This window comes from Paracoccus sp. MBLB3053, from assembly GCF_031822435.1.
In the GTDB taxonomy this organism is placed as follows: domain Bacteria; phylum Pseudomonadota; class Alphaproteobacteria; order Rhodobacterales; family Rhodobacteraceae; genus Paracoccus; species Paracoccus aurantius.
The window spans coordinates 1,641,383-1,659,054 of sequence record NZ_JAVQLW010000001.1; the positions used below are offsets into that span (position 1 = coordinate 1,641,383).

22 protein-coding genes are annotated in these 17,672 nt (G+C 63.5%); 12 read left to right on the plus strand and 10 right to left on the minus strand.

The annotated features are described in order from the left end of the window. From RGQ15_RS08295 to RGQ15_RS08305, 3 genes are all read left to right on the plus strand, one after another. Window positions 1-204 (plus strand): DUF4169 family protein, encoded by a 204-nt coding sequence (locus tag RGQ15_RS08295; RefSeq protein WP_311159745.1) that lies wholly within the window; start codon window positions 1-3, stop codon window positions 202-204. Beyond that, entirely contained in the window at window positions 197-436 is a 240-nt protein-coding gene (locus RGQ15_RS08300; protein WP_311159746.1) for a ribbon-helix-helix domain-containing protein, read from the plus strand. The genes RGQ15_RS08295 and RGQ15_RS08300 overlap by 8 nt, the downstream gene beginning before the upstream one ends. Before the next feature lie 78 nt (window positions 437-514). Then, complete coding sequence (locus RGQ15_RS08305) at window positions 515-1,255, plus strand: YebC/PmpR family DNA-binding transcriptional regulator (RefSeq protein WP_311159747.1); 741 nt, start codon at window positions 515-517, stop codon at window positions 1,253-1,255. Window positions 1,256-1,279: 24 nt separating this feature from the next. Here RGQ15_RS08305 and RGQ15_RS08310 read toward each other — a convergent pair whose 3' ends face one another. Then, a complete protein-coding gene (locus RGQ15_RS08310; protein ID WP_311159748.1) occupies window positions 1,280-2,140 on the minus strand; it encodes a LysR family transcriptional regulator ArgP in 861 nt (286 codons plus the stop codon). A gap of 85 nt (window positions 2,141-2,225) precedes the next feature. Here RGQ15_RS08310 and RGQ15_RS08315 point away from each other — a divergent pair, with 85 nt between their 5' ends. Then, a complete protein-coding gene (locus RGQ15_RS08315; RefSeq protein WP_311159749.1) occupies window positions 2,226-2,822 on the plus strand; it encodes a LysE/ArgO family amino acid transporter in 597 nt (198 codons plus the stop codon). 40 nt (window positions 2,823-2,862) lie between these two features. Continuing rightward, window positions 2,863-3,780 carry a DMT family transporter gene (locus RGQ15_RS08320; RefSeq protein ID WP_311159750.1) on the plus strand — a complete coding sequence of 306 codons (918 nt, stop codon included), beginning with the start codon at window positions 2,863-2,865 and terminating at the stop codon, window positions 3,778-3,780. Here RGQ15_RS08320 and RGQ15_RS08325 read toward each other — a convergent pair. The 4 genes from RGQ15_RS08325 to choX all read right to left on the minus strand — a co-directional run bounded on the left by RGQ15_RS08325 (window position 3,777) and on the right by choX (window position 7,383). Further along, window positions 3,777-4,001: a hypothetical protein gene (locus RGQ15_RS08325; RefSeq protein ID WP_311159751.1), complete on the minus strand. Its 225-nt coding sequence runs from the start codon at window positions 3,999-4,001 to the stop codon at window positions 3,777-3,779. The genes RGQ15_RS08320 and RGQ15_RS08325 overlap by 4 nt on opposite strands. 371 nt (window positions 4,002-4,372) lie before the next feature. Further along, complete coding sequence (gene choV, locus RGQ15_RS08330) at window positions 4,373-5,419, minus strand: choline ABC transporter ATP-binding protein (RefSeq protein WP_409201309.1); 1,047 nt, start codon at window positions 5,417-5,419, stop codon at window positions 4,373-4,375. Further along, window positions 5,409-6,260, minus strand: a complete 852-nt coding sequence (gene choW, locus RGQ15_RS08335) for a choline ABC transporter permease subunit (RefSeq protein WP_311159753.1) — start codon at window positions 6,258-6,260, stop codon at window positions 5,409-5,411. Before choW ends, choV begins: the two co-directional genes overlap by 11 nt. 169 nt (window positions 6,261-6,429) lie before the next feature. Next, window positions 6,430-7,383 carry a choline ABC transporter substrate-binding protein gene (choX, locus tag RGQ15_RS08340; RefSeq protein ID WP_311159754.1) on the minus strand — a complete coding sequence of 318 codons (954 nt, stop codon included), beginning with the start codon at window positions 7,381-7,383 and terminating at the stop codon, window positions 6,430-6,432. 119 nt (window positions 7,384-7,502) lie between these two features. Here choX and betI point away from each other — a divergent pair, with 119 nt between their 5' ends. Genes betI through betA form a run of 3 tightly spaced genes read left to right on the plus strand, consistent with a single transcriptional unit; the run spans window position 7,503 to window position 11,215 of the window. Further along, window positions 7,503-8,072 carry a choline-binding transcriptional repressor BetI gene (gene betI, locus RGQ15_RS08345; RefSeq protein ID WP_311159755.1) on the plus strand — a complete coding sequence of 190 codons (570 nt, stop codon included), beginning with the start codon at window positions 7,503-7,505 and terminating at the stop codon, window positions 8,070-8,072. After that, complete coding sequence (gene betB, locus RGQ15_RS08350; RefSeq protein ID WP_311159756.1) at window positions 8,069-9,526, plus strand: betaine-aldehyde dehydrogenase; 1,458 nt, start codon at window positions 8,069-8,071, stop codon at window positions 9,524-9,526. The genes betI and betB overlap by 4 nt, the downstream gene beginning before the upstream one ends. 36 nt (window positions 9,527-9,562) lie before the next feature. Further along, window positions 9,563-11,215, plus strand: a complete 1,653-nt coding sequence (gene betA / locus RGQ15_RS08355) for a choline dehydrogenase (protein ID WP_311159757.1) — start codon at window positions 9,563-9,565, stop codon at window positions 11,213-11,215. A gap of 11 nt (window positions 11,216-11,226) precedes the next feature. Here betA and RGQ15_RS08360 read toward each other — a convergent pair whose 3' ends face one another. Beyond that, window positions 11,227-11,748 carry a YceD family protein gene (locus tag RGQ15_RS08360; RefSeq protein WP_311159758.1) on the minus strand — a complete coding sequence of 174 codons (522 nt, stop codon included), beginning with the start codon at window positions 11,746-11,748 and terminating at the stop codon, window positions 11,227-11,229. 114 nt (window positions 11,749-11,862) lie between these two features. Between RGQ15_RS08360 and RGQ15_RS08365 the strand changes: the two genes are divergently transcribed. Next, entirely contained in the window at window positions 11,863-12,315 is a 453-nt protein-coding gene (locus tag RGQ15_RS08365) for an outer membrane protein assembly factor BamE (protein ID WP_311159759.1), read from the plus strand. A 42-nt stretch (window positions 12,316-12,357) separates the two neighbouring features. Here RGQ15_RS08365 and msrB read toward each other — a convergent pair whose 3' ends face one another. Beyond that, entirely contained in the window at window positions 12,358-12,750 is a 393-nt protein-coding gene (msrB, locus tag RGQ15_RS08370; RefSeq protein ID WP_311159761.1) for a peptide-methionine (R)-S-oxide reductase MsrB, read from the minus strand. Between the two features lie 111 nt (window positions 12,751-12,861). On the opposite strand from msrB, the gene RGQ15_RS08375 reads away from it, so the two are divergent. From RGQ15_RS08375 to rnd, 3 genes are all read left to right on the plus strand, one after another. Continuing rightward, window positions 12,862-13,620, plus strand: coding sequence for a GNAT family N-acetyltransferase (locus RGQ15_RS08375; protein ID WP_311159762.1), 759 nt, complete (start codon window positions 12,862-12,864; stop codon window positions 13,618-13,620). A gap of 43 nt (window positions 13,621-13,663) precedes the next feature. After that, window positions 13,664-14,794, plus strand: a complete 1,131-nt coding sequence (gene tgt, locus RGQ15_RS08380; RefSeq protein WP_311159763.1) for a tRNA guanosine(34) transglycosylase Tgt — start codon at window positions 13,664-13,666, stop codon at window positions 14,792-14,794. Window positions 14,795-14,922: 128 nt separating this feature from the next. Continuing rightward, window positions 14,923-16,095 carry a ribonuclease D gene (gene rnd / locus RGQ15_RS08385; RefSeq protein ID WP_311161063.1) on the plus strand — a complete coding sequence of 391 codons (1,173 nt, stop codon included), beginning with the start codon at window positions 14,923-14,925 and terminating at the stop codon, window positions 16,093-16,095. On the opposite strand, the gene RGQ15_RS08390 is transcribed toward rnd, so the two are convergent. From RGQ15_RS08390 to hisF, 3 genes are read right to left on the minus strand one after another with little or no spacing between them, the layout of a single operon-like run. After that, window positions 16,092-16,589: an MgtC/SapB family protein gene (locus RGQ15_RS08390; RefSeq protein WP_311159764.1), complete on the minus strand. Its 498-nt coding sequence runs from the start codon at window positions 16,587-16,589 to the stop codon at window positions 16,092-16,094. The two genes, rnd and RGQ15_RS08390, sit on opposite strands and share 4 nt — an antisense overlap. Before the next feature lie 4 nt (window positions 16,590-16,593). Then, window positions 16,594-16,905, minus strand: coding sequence for a phosphoribosyl-ATP diphosphatase (locus RGQ15_RS08395; RefSeq protein WP_311159765.1), 312 nt, complete (start codon window positions 16,903-16,905; stop codon window positions 16,594-16,596). Next, the gene (gene hisF, locus RGQ15_RS08400) at window positions 16,902-17,663 is read right to left on the minus strand and encodes an imidazole glycerol phosphate synthase subunit HisF (RefSeq protein WP_311159766.1); all 762 of its coding nucleotides are present in this window, start codon (window positions 17,661-17,663) and stop codon (window positions 16,902-16,904) included. The genes RGQ15_RS08395 and hisF overlap by 4 nt, the downstream gene beginning before the upstream one ends. Window positions 17,664-17,672 lie beyond the last annotated feature (9 nt).

The window sequence follows — 17,672 nt, forward strand, 5'->3', positions numbered from 1 at the left end:
TTGACCGGAAACGGCAAGATCATCAACCTGCGGGCGGCGCGCAAAAGCGCCGCCCGTGACGCTGCCCGCAAGCAAGCTGACGAAAACGCTGCGAAATTCGGCCGCAGCAAAGCGCAGAAACAGGTCGAGAAGGCCGATCACGACCGCACCATACGCCATCTGGACCAGCATCGGCGCGAGACACCCGAGGAAGGCGATGCCTGATCTTCCCCCCATGTCCGCCCCGGTCAAACGCTCGGTCACGATCGGCGGCCATCGCACCTCGGTCAGCCTCGAGGACGCGTTCTGGCGCGAGTTGCGCGAGATTGCGAAATCGCGGGATGTGGCCGCTGCCGCCTTGATCGCGGCTATCGACGCAGCGCGTCCGCCCGAGGTCGGGCTGGCGACTGCCTTGCGTCTTTTCGTGCTGGCGGAAGTGCTCAAGCGGCAGGGATAAGGGGCGTAACGCTTGCGGTAAGTGCTATGGCTTACTAAAAGCGCCTGCAACAATCAGCAGCAAGTATTGGGTAGAACCATGGCAGGCCATTCCAAATGGGCCAACATCCAGCACCGGAAGGGCAAGCAGGACAAGCTCCGTTCCAAGCTGTTCTCGAAGTTGGCCAAAGAAATCACCGTCGCCGCGAAGATGGGCGACCCCGATCCCGACAAGAACCCGCGCCTGCGCCTGGCGGTCAAGGAAGCCAAGTCGAATTCGGTCCCCAAGGACGTGATCGACCGCGCGATCAAGAAATCGCAGGGCGGTGACGCCGAGAACTATGACGAGATCCGCTATGAAGGCTATGGCCCGAACGGCATCGCGATCATCGTCGAGGCGATGACCGATAACCGCAACCGCACCGCCTCGAACGTGCGCAGCTATTTCACAAAGCATGGTGGCGATCTGGGCCAGACCGGCTCGGTGAACTTCATGTTCGACCGCAAGGGCGAGATCATGTACGCGGCGAGCGCCGGTGACGCGGATACCGTCATGATGGCCGCGATCGAAGCAGGTGCCGAGGATGTCGAAAGCGACGAGGACGGCCACTGGATCTATACCTCGGACACCGATCTGGCCGAGGTCTCGACCGCGCTGGAAGCGTCCTTGGGCGAATCCGAACACGCCAAGCTGATCTGGAAGCCTCAGGCCCCGACCGAGATCGACCTCGAGACTGCGCAGAAGCTGATGAAGCTGCTCGATGCGCTGGAAGAGGATGACGACGTCCAGAACGTCACCGGGAACTTCGACATTCCGGAAGACGTGGCGTCCCAGCTTTAAAGCTTGCGACGCGCACCGCATGGATCAGGGCCGCAGTTCCGCTGCGGCCCTTTCTCTTACGGCGCGGCTCAAGGGGGCGAGTGCCGGGCGAAGCGCGCGCTGAACCTGCCAATACAGCGGCACGTCGAGGGGCAGGGGGCTGAGCAGAGCAAGGCGACCCGATCCGAGCGCCGGACCAGACATGGCGTCGGGGATCATGCCCCAGCCGATGCCCAGCTCGATGACTCGGGCGAAGGGTTCAGATGCCGGAACATGATGTCCACGCAAATGCAGTCGCCGGCCCGTGACGGCCTCGGCCCAGCGGGATTGCGCAGCATCCTTGCTGTTGAAGATCACCGCCGGCGCGGCCAGAAGCGCCTCTGCCGTCGGGCCTTGCGGGAAGTGGCGGGCGATGAAATCGGGCGTGGCAAGGGCGTGATAGCGCATCTTGCCAAGCGCGGTCACCTCGCAGCCGGGAACGGGGCGAGGGTCCGAGCAAAGCGCAGCCGTCACCTCACCCTTGCCCAGCCAGTCGCGCGCGTGATCCTGATCATCGACCAGCAGATCGTAGATGACATCCAGCGCGGCCATGACCGGCGGAAACCATGTCGCCAGACTATCAGCGTTGACAGCAATCCGCAGGATGGCCGGCTGGCTTGCTTGGCTTTCCCCGAGACTGCGCTCCAAGATCAGCACCTGGTCCAGGTGCTGGACCAGTCGCATCGCGCGTTCGGTCGCTCGGGCAGGTGGACCGCGATGCAGCAGCACTTCGCCCATACGCTCCTCAAGCCCCTTGATACGCTGCGAGATCGCCGATGGCGTGACGCCAAGGGCTGCGGCGGCCGCCTCGAACGAGCCGCGGCGGATGATTTCGGCAAGAGCGGCAAGCGCCGGGTAGTCAAGCATAAGCAAAACTTAAGGTGGGAAAGTATTTTGAATTTGCCTGATCCCGCATGTTGCCGCAAGCCTGCACGCGGACAGGAGAAAATCCATGCAGACATATCTTGCGGGGCTTGGGACAGGCCTCTCGCTCATTTTGGCAATCGGGGCGCAGAACGCCTTTGTCCTGAAACAGGGTCTGCTTGGGCGTCATGTGTTTGCGACATGCGCCTTCTGCGCCCTCTCGGATGCGCTGCTGATTGCCGCAGGCGTGGCCGGCGCGGGCGCGCTAGCGGCGCATGCACCGTGGTTTCTCCTGCTCATGCGCTGGGGAGGAGCGCTCTTTCTGCTGGTATATGGCGCGCGCGCCTTGCGGAAGGCGCTTCGTGGCGGGGCGGCACTGCATGCCGGCGAGGGTGCGGCCGGGCTTGGGGCCACACTTGCTGTCGTCGCAGCTCTGACCTGGCTCAACCCGCATGTCTGGCTCGACACGGTGGTATTGCTGGGGTCGGTTTCAAGCGGCTTCGATGAGCAGGCGGTCTTTGCTCTTGGCGCCATCTCCGGATCGATCCTGTTCTTTTTTGGCCTTGGCTACGGCGCCCGACTGCTGAGCCCGGTCTTTTCAAGGTCGGTGGCGTGGAGGGTTCTCGATCTTGCCGTCGCCATCACGATGTGGACGATCGCGGTCGGGCTGATCCTTAAGGGCTGAGGGCTTGCGTGCACGCGGGCAAGGCGTCATGGCTTGCGACATGAGCACGATCACCGCCGCACCGCCCCGCCGAGACCTGATCGGCATATTCTGGATGCTGACCGCCGGTCTCAGCTTCGTCGCAGTCAATGGTACGGTGCGGTGGCTCGGCAATGCCCTGCCTGCGCCTGAGGGGGCCTTCATCCGCTTTGCCTTCGGGCTGGTCTTCCTGATCCCGGCGCTTCTGCCTGCGCTGAGGCGCGGCTTCACGCCCCGTATCTGGCGCATGTTCGCCTTGCGCGGCGGGTTGCACACGCTGGCGGTGATCCTGTGGTTCTACGCCATGGCACGGATTACCGTGGCCGAGGTCACGGCCATCGGCTTTCTCAACCCTATCGTCGTCACCATCGGGGCGGCGCTGCTGATGGGCGAGCGGATTTCATGGCGCCGCGCCCTGGCCATCGCGGTCGCGCTGATCGGAGCGATGATCGTCCTGAGGCCGGGCATCCGTATGCTCGAACCCGGTCACTTCGCGCAGCTTGGCGCCTCGGTCACGTTCGGCGCGTCGTACCTGGTCGCCAAGCGCCTGTCCGAGCAGGTTCCGGCCGCCGTCGTGGTCGCGATGATGTCGCTGACGGTCTGTATCGGTCTTGCCCCGTTCGCGGCGCTGAACTGGGTGCCTCCGACGCCTACGCAATGCGCGGTCCTGGCCTGCACCGCGTTCTTCGCGACGGCTGGCCACTATGCGATGACCCGAGCCTTTGCCGCCGCGCCGCTGACTGTCACGCAACCAGTCGTCTTCCTGCAATTGATCTGGGCCAGCCTGCTCGGTGCGCTGGTCTTTGCCGAGCCGGTGGATGTCTGGGTGCTTGTCGGAGGTGCGGTGATGATCGGCGCGATCAGCTACATCACCTGGCGCGAGGCGCGGTTGCGGCGGGCTCCTATCACCCCGCCGCCTGATCTTCCCAAGGAAGTCTAACGCAGGTTCCAGTAATCCGGTCCTCTGCGGCCGTGCGGCTCCAGTCCGATGTCACGCAAGATGTGATCCGAAAGATCCGTCACTGGTCGAGGACGTATTCGACCCCGCCGGACCGCCGCGCGCATCAGGGCAAGGCTGACACGCAGCAATCCGTGATTGTCGATCAGATCGTCCAACGGCGCGCGAAGATCCCGCACGGGGCGGAGAATGGTTGTATTCATCTGGTGTCTGCCGCCTGCTTGCGCAGGTCGGCTCCCTAATTGAGGTTTGGTAATGGTCGACATGGCGCAGCGCGCGTCAGCGCCTGCGGAAAATGTCGGTCATGATCGGTGAAATACCCTGGTCGGGCGGTCCGGATCGGGTTCCGTCAGCCCCGTCGCGAGCGGCAATGCCAAAACGGCATGGTGCCGGAAAGGGCGGTTGGAACGGCGAAGATATGGTTCATGCCAGTGCCCTTTCTGTGCGAGGTTGCGGAACAGGCTGTTGATAGGCACGGGACTTGATTCGAAGCAACCCGCCACGCATTGAAGCGGGCGGGTGCGGCCGGTTTGCAACGGCGATGGCGCACAGGCTTTTCAACCGGCTCGGGACACTAGTGCTCGGAAGCACCTCCACCCCGGGCATTCGGCGCGACCAGACGGCTCATGATGCCCTGCTGGGTAACCCTTCCGCCACCTTCGAGCGGCAGCGCGTCGAAGCCGCTTTCGGTCATCATCCGCATCACGTCGCGGATCGGAGTTTCCCGGCTGATCGGCGCGCCCGGCGCATCCTGTGGCTCGGCCATGTCCTCGGCGGTCAGCACGCCCAGCGGGTTCATATGGGCGACAAAATCCTCGACATAGGCATCGACGGGATTGGCGATGATCTCGCGCGCGGTCCCGACCTGAACGATCCGCCCGCCTTCCATCAGTGCGATCCGGTTGCCGATGCGGAAAGCCTCGTCCAGGTCGTGGCTCACGAAGATGATGGTCCTGCGGGCGACCTTCTGCAGTTCGAGCAGTTCATCCTGCAAGCGGTTTCTGATGAGCGGATCGAGCGCCGAGAAGGGCTCATCCATCAAGAGGATGGGCGCCTCGGTGGCGAAAGCGCGGGCCAGCCCGACACGCTGCTGCATCCCGCCCGAGAGATCCCCCACCTTCCGGTCGGCCCAGTCCGTCAGCCCGACTGTCGCAAGCTGCGCCTCGACACGGCGATGGCGCTCGGACGCGGGAATGCCCCCGAGTTCGAGGCCAAGCCCGACATTTTCCCGCACCGAACGCCAGGGCAGCAGCCCGAATTGCTGAAACACCATCGCGACGCGGTTGCGGCGCAGACGGCGCAGCTCGGATTCGCGCGCTTTGGTCACCGAGGCCATGTGGTCGCCATCCCAGACCCGGACCTCGCCGCGGCAGACGCCATTGAGCCCGTTCACTGCCCGCAGGAGCGTGGACTTGCCCGAACCGGAAAGCCCCATCAGCACGAGAATTTCGCCCTCGCGGACGTTCAGCGAGCAATTGTGAACGCCCAGGACCTGCCCGGTCTCGGCCTTGATCGGCCCGCGCTCGAGGCCCTGATCCATCAGGGGCAGGGCGGCTTCGGGGTTGTCGCCAAAGACGATGTTGACGTTGTCGAACTCGACGGCATTCTGTTCATTCATCATGTTTCCCCACGCGCAGCATCCGGTCGAGCATGATGGCCACGACCACGATGATGAATCCGCTTTCGAAGCCCAAGGCGGTGTTCACGCTGTTCAGCGCCCGAACGACCGGTACGCCCAGTCCGGAGGCGCCGACCAGGGCCGCGATCACGACCATCGACAGCGACAGCATGATCGTCTGGTTCAAACCGGCCATGATCTGGGGCAGGGCCGAGGGCAGTTCGACCTTCCACAGAAGCTGGCGCGGTGTGGCGCCGAATGCGGTTGCGGCCTCGACGAGCGGCCGCGGGGTCGAGCTGATGCCGAGATGGGTCAGGCGGATTGGGGCGGGCAGGACGAAGATGACCGTCGCGATCAGGCCCGGAACCATGCCGATCCCGAAAAAGACGATGGCCGGGATCAGATAGACGAAGGTCGGAAGGGTTTGCATCAGATCGAGCACGGGGCGCATCCAGGCATAGAGCCGGGGCCGGTGGGCGGCGGCGATGCCCAGCGGAACGCCGATTGCCATGCAGACCACACAGGCCGCCAGCACCAGCGTCAGCGATTGCATGGTCTCATCCCAGTAACCCTGGTTCAGGATGAACAGGAAGCCCAATGCCACCAGAAGGCAGGTCTTCCAGTTGCGCTGAAGTGCCCAGGTCAATGCTACGGCAAGCAGCGTGAAGATCAGCGGGTGGGGGAACTCCAGAATGGAGAGGATGCCGCCGATAAGCCATTCCATCCCCTTGGAGATGGCGTTGAAGATGAACGCACCATGGGCGTTCAGCCAATCGAATATGGCCTTCGCGGTCTTTCCGACCGGGATCTTTGTCCCGGTCAAGATGTCGGTCAATTGATCCATGCGTCCTTTTCTTTCTGCCGTTCGGGATCGTCAGACGCCCGCAAAGCCCGGCGTGACGACTTGTCGCCGGGGGAATCGGTCTGGACGGGCGGCATGACCCCGCAAACCGAGGCAGTGCCCCGGGGGCCATGTGGCGCGGGCAGAAGCTGTGCCATCTGCCCGCCGGTCATCATTTGGAGAGTGCCGTTTCCAGGGCGGCGAGAGCATCGGAGCCGTCAACGGTCGTGACACCTTCAAGCCACGGCTTTGCGGCATCCGGATTTGCCATCAACCAATCCCTGGCAGCATCGGCAGGATCTTCGCCGTCATTCAGGATCTTGCCCATGACCTCGTTTTCCATGGCCAGGGTGAATTCCAGGTTCTCGAGAAACTTCCCTACATTCGGGCATTCCTTGACATATCCTGCCCGGACGTTGGTATCGACCCGGGCGCCGCCGAAATCGGGGCCGAAGATATCGTCGCCGCCGGCCAGATAGGTCAGCTTGAACTGCGTGTTCATCGGGTGCGGTTCCCAGCCCAGGAAGACCACCGGCTGACCGGCGCCGTCGGCGCGCGCCACCTGTGCCAGCATCCCCTGTTCGGAGCTTTCGATGATCTCGAAGGTCCCAAGGTCGAACTTGTTGTCGGCCACCATTTCAAGCAGCAGGCGGTTTCCGTCGTTGCCGGGCTCGATTCCGTAGATCTTGCCGTCAAGTTCGTCCGCATGTGCTGCGATCTTCGAATAGTCGTCGATCCCGAGCTTGGCACCGGCTTCGTTCGTGGCGAGCGTGTATTTCGCGCCGGTGAGATTGGTCCGCAGCACCTCGACGCTGCCTGAATCGCGATAGGGCTTGAGATCGCCTTCCTGGCTCGGCATCCAGTTGCCCAGGAACACGTCGACGTCATTCTTCGCCATGGCCGTATAGGTCACAGGCAGGGACAGCACCTTGATTTCGGTTTCGTATCCCAGCGCCTGAAGGACGGTCGTAGCCAAAGCCGTTGTGGCGGTGATGTCGGTCCAACCCACATCCGAGAACACGACATCGCTGCATCCTGCTGCCTCCTGCGCCATGCCCGGTGCGGCAGAGGCCAAAGTCAGGGCAAACCCGGCGGCGATGGCTGCGAAACTGCGGCACTGTGTCATCTTTTACTCCCTGTTTCGTTGACTGTCAGTCGGATTAAGGTTTTTATTGATTGACGAGTCAATCAAAAGTCGGCTAGCTCCGCTTGCCCTCAAGCAATTCCTCTGTTGCGGGAACGAAAATGCCCAAGCTTGGTGCAGAACCTATCCGAAAGGCCGCGTTAATCAACGCCACCATAACCACCGTGGGGCGCGCCGGCTCTCTTGATGTGACTGTCGCGCAAATCGCGCGCGAGGCCGGAATGTCCACTGCGCTGGCTCATCACTACTTCGGCTCCAAGGAGCGCATCTTTCTTGCTGCGATGCGGCATATCCTCAGCCAGTATCGGGTTTCAACGACGACGGCCTTGAAGGCGGCCAAAAATCCGCGCGAACGACTGGCTGCGATCGTGCACGCAAGCTTTGGCCCCGGCAACTTCGAACGGGAAGCCATCGCGGCGTGGCTCAGCTTCTACGCCTTGGCCCTGGTCGATTCGGAGGCTGGCCGTCTGCTTGCAGTCTATCACAAGCGCCTGCGATCGAACCTGCTCGTGGCCCTTCGTCCGCTGGTGGGTGCCGAGGCCGAGCCGACAGCCCGCACCCTTGGCGCCCTGATCGACGGCGTCTACCTGCGCGCGGCACTCTCGAATGAATATGACGGCGAAACCGCCGAGCGACTGACACTCGACTATCTGGAAAAGGTCCTGCGATGAGTGATTCCCCGAGCCATTCCGCCCAGCCCGCCGCCAGTCTGTTCATCGACGGTCGGTCGGTCGACGGGCAGGGGCCCGCGCTGCAGGTGCTCTACCCCTATTCCGGCGAGGTGATCGCGGAACTTCGCGAAGCGACACCCGAACAGGTTGCCGAGGCAACAGCCGCCGCCGCCGCCGCTCAGCCTGCCTGGGGCGCGATGCGCCCGGTCGAGCGCGGCCGGGTTCTGATGCGCGCAGCCCAGATCATCCGCGAGCGGGCCGAGGAGCTGGCCCGGCTGGAGACGCTGGATACGGGAAAGCCGATCCAGGAAACGCGGGTCGCGGACTGGCCTTCGGGGGCAGATGCGCTGGAATATTTCGCAGGTCTCGCGCCCACCGTGACGGGACAAACCATGCCCCTGGGGGGCGATTTCGTCTATACGATCCGCGAACCGCTGGGGGTCTGCGCGGGAATCGGAGCCTGGAACTATCCCAGCCAGATCGCCTGCTGGAAGGCTGCGCCCGCGCTGGTCATGGGCAATGCCATGGTCTTCAAGCCCAGCGAGGAAACGCCGCTTGGCGCCCTGAAGCTTGCCGAGATCCTGATCGAGGCTGGCCTGCCGCCCGGTGTCTTCAACGTGGTGCAGGGGCGTGGTGCGGTGGGCGCTGCGCTGGTGACCGATCCGCGGGTCGACAAGGTTTCGCTGACGGGCTCTGTCGCGACCGGTCAGAAGGTCTATGCCGCTGCCGCAGAAGGCATGCGCCATGTCACGATGGAACTGGGCGGCAAGTCACCGCTGATCGTTTTCGACGACGCCTCGCTTGAGGATGCCGTTGGCGCCGCGATCCTCGCGAACTTCTACTCCTCGGGGCAGATCTGCTCGAACGGAACGCGGGTCTTTGTCCAGAATGGCATTCTGCCTGCTTTCCTTGATCGACTGGCCGCACGCTCGGCCGAGGTCCGTATGGGTGACCCGATGGACGAGGCGACGCAACACGGCCCGATCATCAATGCCGGGCAGGTCGCGAAGATCCGCGACGCGATCGCCCGCGGTCAACACGAAGGCGCGCGGCTGGTCTGCGGCGGACCGGGCGAGGGGGCTTTCGTGCCGCCGACCGTCTTTGCCGATGTGACCGACGACATGTGGATCGCGCGTGAGGAAATCTTTGGCCCCGTCATGTCGGTGCTGAGCTTCGACACGGAAGAGGAAGCCCTGTCGCGGGCGAATGCCACACCTTATGGATTGGCGGCAGGTGTGTTTACCCGCGACCTCTCGCGCGGGCATCGCGTGGCGGCGGCGCTGCAGGCGGGCACGACCTGGATCAATACCTATAACCTGACCCCGATCGAGGCTCCATTCGGCGGGGTCAAGCTGTCGGGCATAGGCCGCGAGAACTCGGCCGCCGCGATCGAGCACTATTCTCAGTTGAAATCGGTCTATGTCGGAATGGGGACTGTGGATGCACCCTATTGATCTCATCGGCGGACCCTCGGGCCACAGGGGGCTGAAATGATTCCCGATTACGTCATCGTCGGTGCAGGTTCCGCCGGTTGTGCGCTGGCCTATCGCCTGGTCATGGCCGGCAAGCGGGTCGACATGATCGAATATGGCGGATCGGATGTCGGGCCGTTCATCCAGATGCCGGCGGCGCTGAGCTATCCGATGAACATGCGCCGCTATGACTGGGGTTTTTCCTCGGAGCCCGAGGCCCATTTGGGTGGGCGCAGACTGGTGACGCCACGCGGCAAGGTGGTGGGTGGATCGTCGTCGATCAACGGGATGGTCTTCGTGCGGGGACATGCGCGCGATTTCGATCATTGGGCGGAAAGTGGTGCGGCGGGCTGGTCCTATGCCGACGTTCTGCCCTATTTCAAGCGCATGGAATCATCGCATGGCGCGGTCAGCGAATATCGCGGCACCGAAGGTCCGCTGCATGTCACACGTGGCTCGCGCAAGAACCCGCTTTTCAACGCCTTCATCAGGGCTGGCAGGGAAGCGGGCTATCCCATGACCGAGGATTACAATGGCGCCCGGCAGGAAGGCTTCGGCGCCATGGAGGCGACGATCTGGGAAGGCCGTCGCTGGTCGGCCGCCAACGCCTATCTGCGCCCTGCACAGGAAACCGGTCGGCTGCGGCTGCGGCGCGGGCTGGCCCAAAGGGTCGTATTCGAAGATGGGCGCGCAGTCGGGGTCGAAGTCAGAAACACGCGCGGCGTCAATGTCTTCCGTGCACGACATGAGGTGATTCTTTCGGCGAGCTCGATCAATACGCCGAAGCTGCTGATGCTTTCGGGGATCGGTCCGGCGGATCACCTGGCCGAACACGGGATCGAAATTCGGGCGGATCGTCCGGGCGTGGGCGCGAACCTGCAAGATCACCTTGAAGTCTACATGCAATACACCGCGACGCAGCCGATCACGCTGTACAAACACTGGAACCTGTGGGGCAAAGGGTCGATCGGGGCGCAATGGATGGCCACTGGAAGCGGGTTGGGTGCCTCGAACCAGTTCGAAAGCTGCGGCTTCATCAGGTCGCGCGCGGGACTGGAATATCCCGATATCCAGTATCACTTCCTGCCGCTTGCCGTGCGCTATGACGGCAAGGCTGCGGCCGAGGGCCACGGCTTTCAGGTGCATGTCGGGCCAATGCGTTCAAAATCGCGCGGTACTGTCAGGCTGAAATCTCCAGACCCAAGGGACGCGCCCGAAATCCGCTTCAACTACATGTCGCATGCCGATGACTGGGCCGAGTTCCGCGCCTGCGTGCGCCTGACCCGCGAAATCTTCGAGCAACCCGCCATGGCCGCGTACAAGGGCCACGAAATTCAGCCCGGAGAAGCGGTCGTCAGCGATGCCGAAATCGATGCCTTCATCCGCGAACATGCCGAATCGGCATTTCATCCCTGCGGAACCGCGCGGGTCGGACGTGCCGACGACGAAATGGCGGTGGTCGATCCGGAACTCAAGGTGATCGGTGTCGAAGGTCTGCGCGTGGCCGACAGCTCGATCTTTCCGCGCATCACGAACGGAAATCTCAATGCTCCGTCGATCATGACCGGCGAAAAGGCAGCGGATCACGTTCTGGGGCAGGGGATGCTTGCGCCGATGAACCTTGGGCCGGAAATTGCTTCGGACTGGCAGGATCAGCAGCGCTCGCTTTAGGTTCCCCGCGCCTATTTGTCCCTGTTCTTCAGCAGATCCGCGAGTCCCGCGAAGGGCTTGCGGGTTTCCCCTTCGGGCTCCGGGTCGGGCTCGTCAAGATTGGCACCGTCGGCACGGGGATAAAGCGGCAGGGCAAGGGTCAGTGCCTCGATCATCATGGCTTCGATGTCGATGAACTGGCCCAGCGGCTCGACCTCATCATCGCGCATTTCGACCTCTTCGCCCTCGGGCGTGGTGGCGTGGGGCGAGAAGAGGCGGTGCAGCTCTTCGTTCAACGCCGTCTTGACCGGGGCAAGCGTCACGACGCAGGGTTGGACGACCTTTGCGGTCAGCCGTCCGGTCACCTCCCATGCGTCGCTTTGCGCCGGGCGTATCTCGCCCTTGAAGCGCAAGGCCGGAAGCGAATTCAGGCCAAGCTCGGCCGCGATCGCGGCACGGGCCTCGGAATCAGGGGCAAGTTCGAACTGGGTCGGCTGCCGCGGGTTGAGTTGCGCCACGCGGTAGCGGTTATGGGAGCGGGCGGGTTGCGTCATGGCGGGGCCTTTCCGGCACTGTCGAGGCCGTTACTGGGATATTCTTGAGCGCGGGGCATGAGTTTGCTAAGCCGGTCGCGCGACGTCAACAGGCGCATAAGGGACAGGTGCACGATGAAGATTTCTCGACGGCAGATCATGGCTTTCGCACTGACTGCCTCCGTCGCACTTGTAGCCTGCGCGCCGATCTATCGCAATCACGGCTATGTTCCGGCAGATGACGAACTTGCGCAGGTCGCGGTCGGCCAGACGAACCAGGCCGATCTGGAGGGCCTGATCGGTCGTCCCAGCTCGCAAGGGCTGCTGACCGGCTCGGCCTGGTACTATGTCGGATCGCGCTGGGAATATTACGGCCCCCGTGAACCGCGCGAAATCAATCGCGAAGTGGTGGCGGTCAGCTTCACCGAGGCGGGGACGGTGTCGAACATCGAGCGTTTCGGGCTTGAACGGGGCCGCGTCGTGGTTCTGTCGCGACGCGTCACCGATACCGGCGTGACCAGCCTTGGCCTAGTCCGCCAGCTCATGGGCAATGTCGGCCGGGTCTCGGCAGGCGACATCGTTCAGTAAGGTTCATGAAAAAAAAAGGGCGCCGAATGCGGCGCCCTTCTTTCAACCGGCGTCGGGAACGAAGCGAAGTGCGACGCCGTTGATGCAATATCTCAGCCCGGTCGGCGGCGGACCGTCGGGGAACACATGCCCCAGATGAGCGTCGCAACGATGGCAGCGCACTTCCGTGCGAATCATCCCGTGGCTCGCATCGTGATGTTCGTCGATATTGCCGCCCGCGCGGGAAAAGCTTGGCCATCCGCAGAAGCTTTCGAATTTGGCATCCCCGTCGAACAGTCTTGCGTTGCAGCAGGCGCATTCGTAGTGGCCGGGGCCCTTCGGAAAGCCCGGATGGGAAAACGGCCGCTCGGTGCCAGCCTGCCGCGTGACGCGAAAAGTTTCGGCATCCAGTTCGGCCTGCCATTCGGCATCGGATTTGATCACGCGATCCGTCATCTTTGTCCTTCATAATGTAGCATCCGTGTTACAAGATAGGTGCAGGGAGGACAGGAACAAGACGGGATGCGTCGAGCGCTTTCGTCTTCCGGGGGATTAGGCAGGGGTGCCATGATGGCATTGCGCAAAGGCCGTTACGAAGTTCTTGTTGCCAAGGGTCCGGAACAGATACGAGAAGCGCAGCAGCTTCGCTGGCTGTGTTTCGTCGGCAAGCGGAGCCAGCTTGAGCCGACCGATGATTCGATCGACGCGGATGATTACGACGACAGGTGCACCCATGTGCTGATTCGCGAAATCCCGACGGGCAAGCTGGTCGCCTGCTTCCGCATGCTGACGCTTTCCGGCGGTTGCGAGATCGGGGACAGCTATTCGGCCCGCTACTACAACCTGTCCCGCCTTCTTGAATTTGACGGCAAGATGGTCGAGATCGGGCGTTTCTGCATCCATCCCGAGCGTCAGGACCCTGATATCCTGCGCCTCGCCTGGGGCGCCCTGGCGCGCCATGTCGACGCGGAAGGTGTCGAGATGCTTTTTGGCTGCTCAAGTTTCATGGGGACGGATACGCAGGGCTACGAGGACGCATTTGCCATGCTGCGCGAACGCCATCTGGCGCCGAAACGCTGGCTTCCCCGCGTCAAGGCACCAAAGGTTTTCCGCTTCGCGCGCGCACTCAAGCTGCGCAAGCCCGACCCCCGCCTTGCCATGGCTGCGATGCCGCCATTGCTGCGATCCTATCTCGCCATGGGCGGTTGGGTCAGCGATCACGCAGTGGTAGATCAGCAGATGAATACGCTGCATGTCTTCACCGGGCTCGAGATCCGCGCCATTCCCCCGGGTCGGGCGAAACTCCTGCGCGCTGCGGGCGCATAAGCGGGCTTTGCAAAGCCCCCCCAAACCGCCTATGAGCCGCCCCATGAGCGACAGATTCCAGTTTTCCGTCTCGGCCACCGATGGCCGTGCCCGTACCGGCGTGATCCAGACCCCGCGGGGCGAGATCCGCACCCCCGCCTTCATGCCCGTCGGGACAGCCGCGACGGTCAAGGCGATGATGCCCGAATCGGTGCGCGCCACCGGTGCGGACATCCTGCTTGGCAATACCTACCACCTGATGTTGCGCCCCGGCGCCGACCGCGTCGCGCGGCTCGGCGGGCTGCACAAGTTCATGAACTGGGAACGGCCCATCCTGACCGATTCGGGGGGCTTTCAGGTCATGAGCCTGTCGAGCCTGCGCAAGCTGACCGAGGAAGGCGTGACCTTCGCGAGCCATGTCGATGGCTCGAAGCATTTCCTGTCGCCGGAAACCAGCATGGAGATCCAGCGCAAGCTGGGCTCGGACATCGTCATGGCCTTTGACGAATGCCCGGCGCTGCCCGCCACCGACGAAGAGGTCGCGAAATCCATGCGCATGTCGATGCGCTGGGCGCAGCGTAGCCGCGACGCCTTTGGCGACCGGCCCGGCCATGCGCTTTTCGGCATCATGCAGGGCGGGGTCACGCCGGAGTTGCGCGAGGAATCGGCCGAGGCACTGAAATCCATCGGCTTCGAGGGCTATGCGATCGGCGGCCTCGCCGTCGGCGAGGGCCAGGAGGCCATGTTCGGCGTCCTCGACTATGCCCCCGGTTTCCTGCCCGAGGACAAGCCGCGCTACCTGATGGGCGTGGGAAAGCCCGACGATATCGTGGGGGCGGTCGTCCGCGGCGTCGACATGATGGATTGCGTGCTGCCCTCGCGCTCGGGGCGGACGGGCCAGGCCTGGACGCGTCGCGGCCAGGTCAACATCAAGAATGCCCGCCATGCCGATGATCCGCGCCCGCTGGACGAACATTGCACCTGCCCAGCCTGCACCGGCTATTCTCGCGCCTATCTGCATCACGTGATGCGTTCGGGCGAGATGATCTCGGGGATGCTCTTGACCTGGCACAACCTGCACTACTTCCAGGAATTGATGGGCGGACTGCGCGCCGCCATCTCGGCGGGACGATTGGCCGATTTCGTGACCGAATTCGAGGCGCAGCGGGCACAGGGTGACATAGAACCTTTATGAAGCGTCACGTCGCGCCTTGATTTTCCTGCAAGGTTAGGTGAAGGCCGGATACAAGATTCGGCGGACGCCCCGCCCATGCCTGAAAGAAGTCAATGTCCGCCAGCCCCAAGACCGCCCGCCGAGAAGACATCCGCACGATCACGACCACGGCAGAACTCGCCGAGTTCTGCGCATTGGCCAAGACCCAGCCCTATGTCACGCTCGATACCGAGTTCCTGCGAGAGCGCACCTATTATTCGAAACTCTGCCTGATCCAGGCCGCCTTGCCCCCGGCATCGAGCCTGAAGGCCGAAGGCGGACCGGCCGTTCTGATCGACCCGCTGGTCGAGGGGTTGTCGCTTGAGCCGCTTTATGACCTCTTCCGTCACAAGGCGACGGTCAAGGTCTTTCACGCGGCGCGTCAGGATCTGGAAATCTTCTTCCACGACGCCGGGGTCTTCCCGGACCCGCTTTTCGATACCCAAATCGCGGCGATGGTTTGCGGCTTTGGCGAGCAGGTCGGCTACGAGACCCTGGTCAAGAAGATCGCGCGCCAGCCGCTCGACAAGTCGTCGCGCTTCACCGACTGGTCGATCCGTCCGCTATCCGATGCCCAGGCATCCTATGCCCTGGCCGATGTGACCCATCTGCGCGCGATCTACGAATTCCTCGCCGAGCAGTTGCACAAGACTGAACGTGCGCCCTGGCTCGAAGAGGAAGTTGCGGTTCTGCTGAATCCGGAAACCTACATCACCCGCCCCGAAGAGGCATGGCAGCGCGTGCGGACCCGTTCGGGCTCGCCTCGTTTCCTTGCCATCGTGCGGGAACTGGCCCGTTTCCGCGAAACCTATGCCCAGGAACGCGACATCCCGCGCGCCCGCGTCTACAAGGATGATGCGTTGATCGAGCTGGCATCGACCAAGCCACTCAGCGAGTCGGATCTCGGCAAATCGCGGCTTCTGCTGCGCGATGCGCGACGCGGCGATATCGCCAACGGCATTCTTGCGGCCGTGAAGGAAGGGCTCGAGACCAAGGATCTCCCGAAACCCGCGCCGGATGAACCGGGTCGCCCTGGAAATGCCGCACTGGCCGAACTGCTGCGCGTTTTGCTCAAGGCCAAGTCGGATGAGGCGGGCGTTGCGCCGCGTCTGATCGCCTCGGCCGCCGATCTGGACGCGATCGCCTCGGGCGCGCGTGAGATTCCGGCGCTGTACGGCTGGCGAGCCGAGGTTTTCGGCCGCGACGCGCTTCGGCTTGCCGCAGGCGAAATCGCCCTGTCGGCGCATAACGGCGCGGTGAAGGTCGTGTCGGTCGCCGGCTAATTCTCCTCCTCTTTCTCGTCACGGGCGGCCTTTTCGAACATCGCCCGGACGAGGCTCAGAACGATCAGCGCCAAGGCGGTGACCAGCAGGGCCAGCCGCAGGTCGCCCGTGCCGCAGCACAGTCCGATCGCACCGCAAAGCCACATCGACGCCCCGGTCGTGAGACCACGGACAGAGCCATGGCTGATGATGATGCTGCCCGCCGCCAGAAAGGCGACGCCCGCAGTCACCGCTTCGATCAGGCGCAGCGGGTCGATGCGCTGCTCGGCCTCCGTGGCATTGGTGAAATCAACAAGGTTGAGGGCGACCAGCGTGAAGCAGGCGGCCGCCAGCGAAATCAGCATATGCGTGCGCAGCCCCGCGGCCCGGTTCCGAAGCTCGCGTTCCCAGCCAAGCGCGCCGCCCAGCAATACGGCCATGCACAGCCGCAGAACCACGACCCCAAAGGGTTGGCTCATCGGGCGCGCGAATTCCCCGGCAAGTACATCGAGCATTTGCTCACTTTCGCGAAGCCTTCTCCTCGATCCCCGAACGCCCTTCGCGGCGGTCGAGTTCATTTTCGACATCTGCCAGCGTCACATCGCGTGCGGCCAGCATGACGAGCAGGTGATAGATCGAGTCGGCCGCTTCGGCGATCAGCTTGTCCCGATCGCCCTTGACCGCCTCGATGATCGCCTCGACCGCTTCCTCGCCGAATTTCTCGGCGCATTTCTCGGGGCCCTTGGACAAGAGCTTGGCGGTCCAGCTGGTTTCTGGATCGGCGCCCTTGCGGGATGCGATCGTTTCGGCAAGCCGCTGGAGCGCGCTCATGTCAGCCTCACGGGGATGCCAGCGGCGGCCAGGTGTTCCTTGGCCTCGCTTACGGTAAAGGTGCCGAAATGGAAGATCGAGGCCGCCAGCACCGCCGAGGCATGACCTTCCAGCACGCCTTCGGCCAGGTGTTCCAGCGCGCCGACGCCCCCCGAGGCGATGACGGGGATGTTGACCGCATCCGCCACGGCGCGGGTCAGCGGGATGTTGAAGCCCGATTTCGTTCCGTCACGATCCATGCTTGTCAGAAGGATCTCGCCCGCGCCCTTGGCGGCGACGGTCCGGGCAAATTCGACGGCGTCGATCCCGGTGGGCTTGCGCCCGCCATGGGTGAAGATCTCCCATTTCCCCGGAGCGACGGTCTTGGCGTCGATGGCGCAGACGATGCATTGGCTGCCGAAACGGTCGGCAGCCTCGGCGATGACGTCCGGATCGGCGACGGCAGCTGAATTGAAGCTGACCTTGTCGGCGCCCGCCAGCAGCAGGGCGCGGACGTCGTGATGGCTGCGCACGCCGCCGCCCACGGTCAGGGGCACGAAACAGGCTTCGGCCGTGCGGGTGACGAGGTCATACATCGTGCCGCGGTTTTCATGCGTGGCATGGATGTCGAGAAAGCAGATCTCGTCCGCGCCTGCGGCGTCATAGGCGCGCGCGGCCTCGACCGGGTCGCCCGCATCCACCAGATCGACGAAATTCACGCCCTTGACGACACGGCCATCGGCCACGTCGAGGCAAGGGATCACCCGCGTCTTGAGCATCTTGCCCCC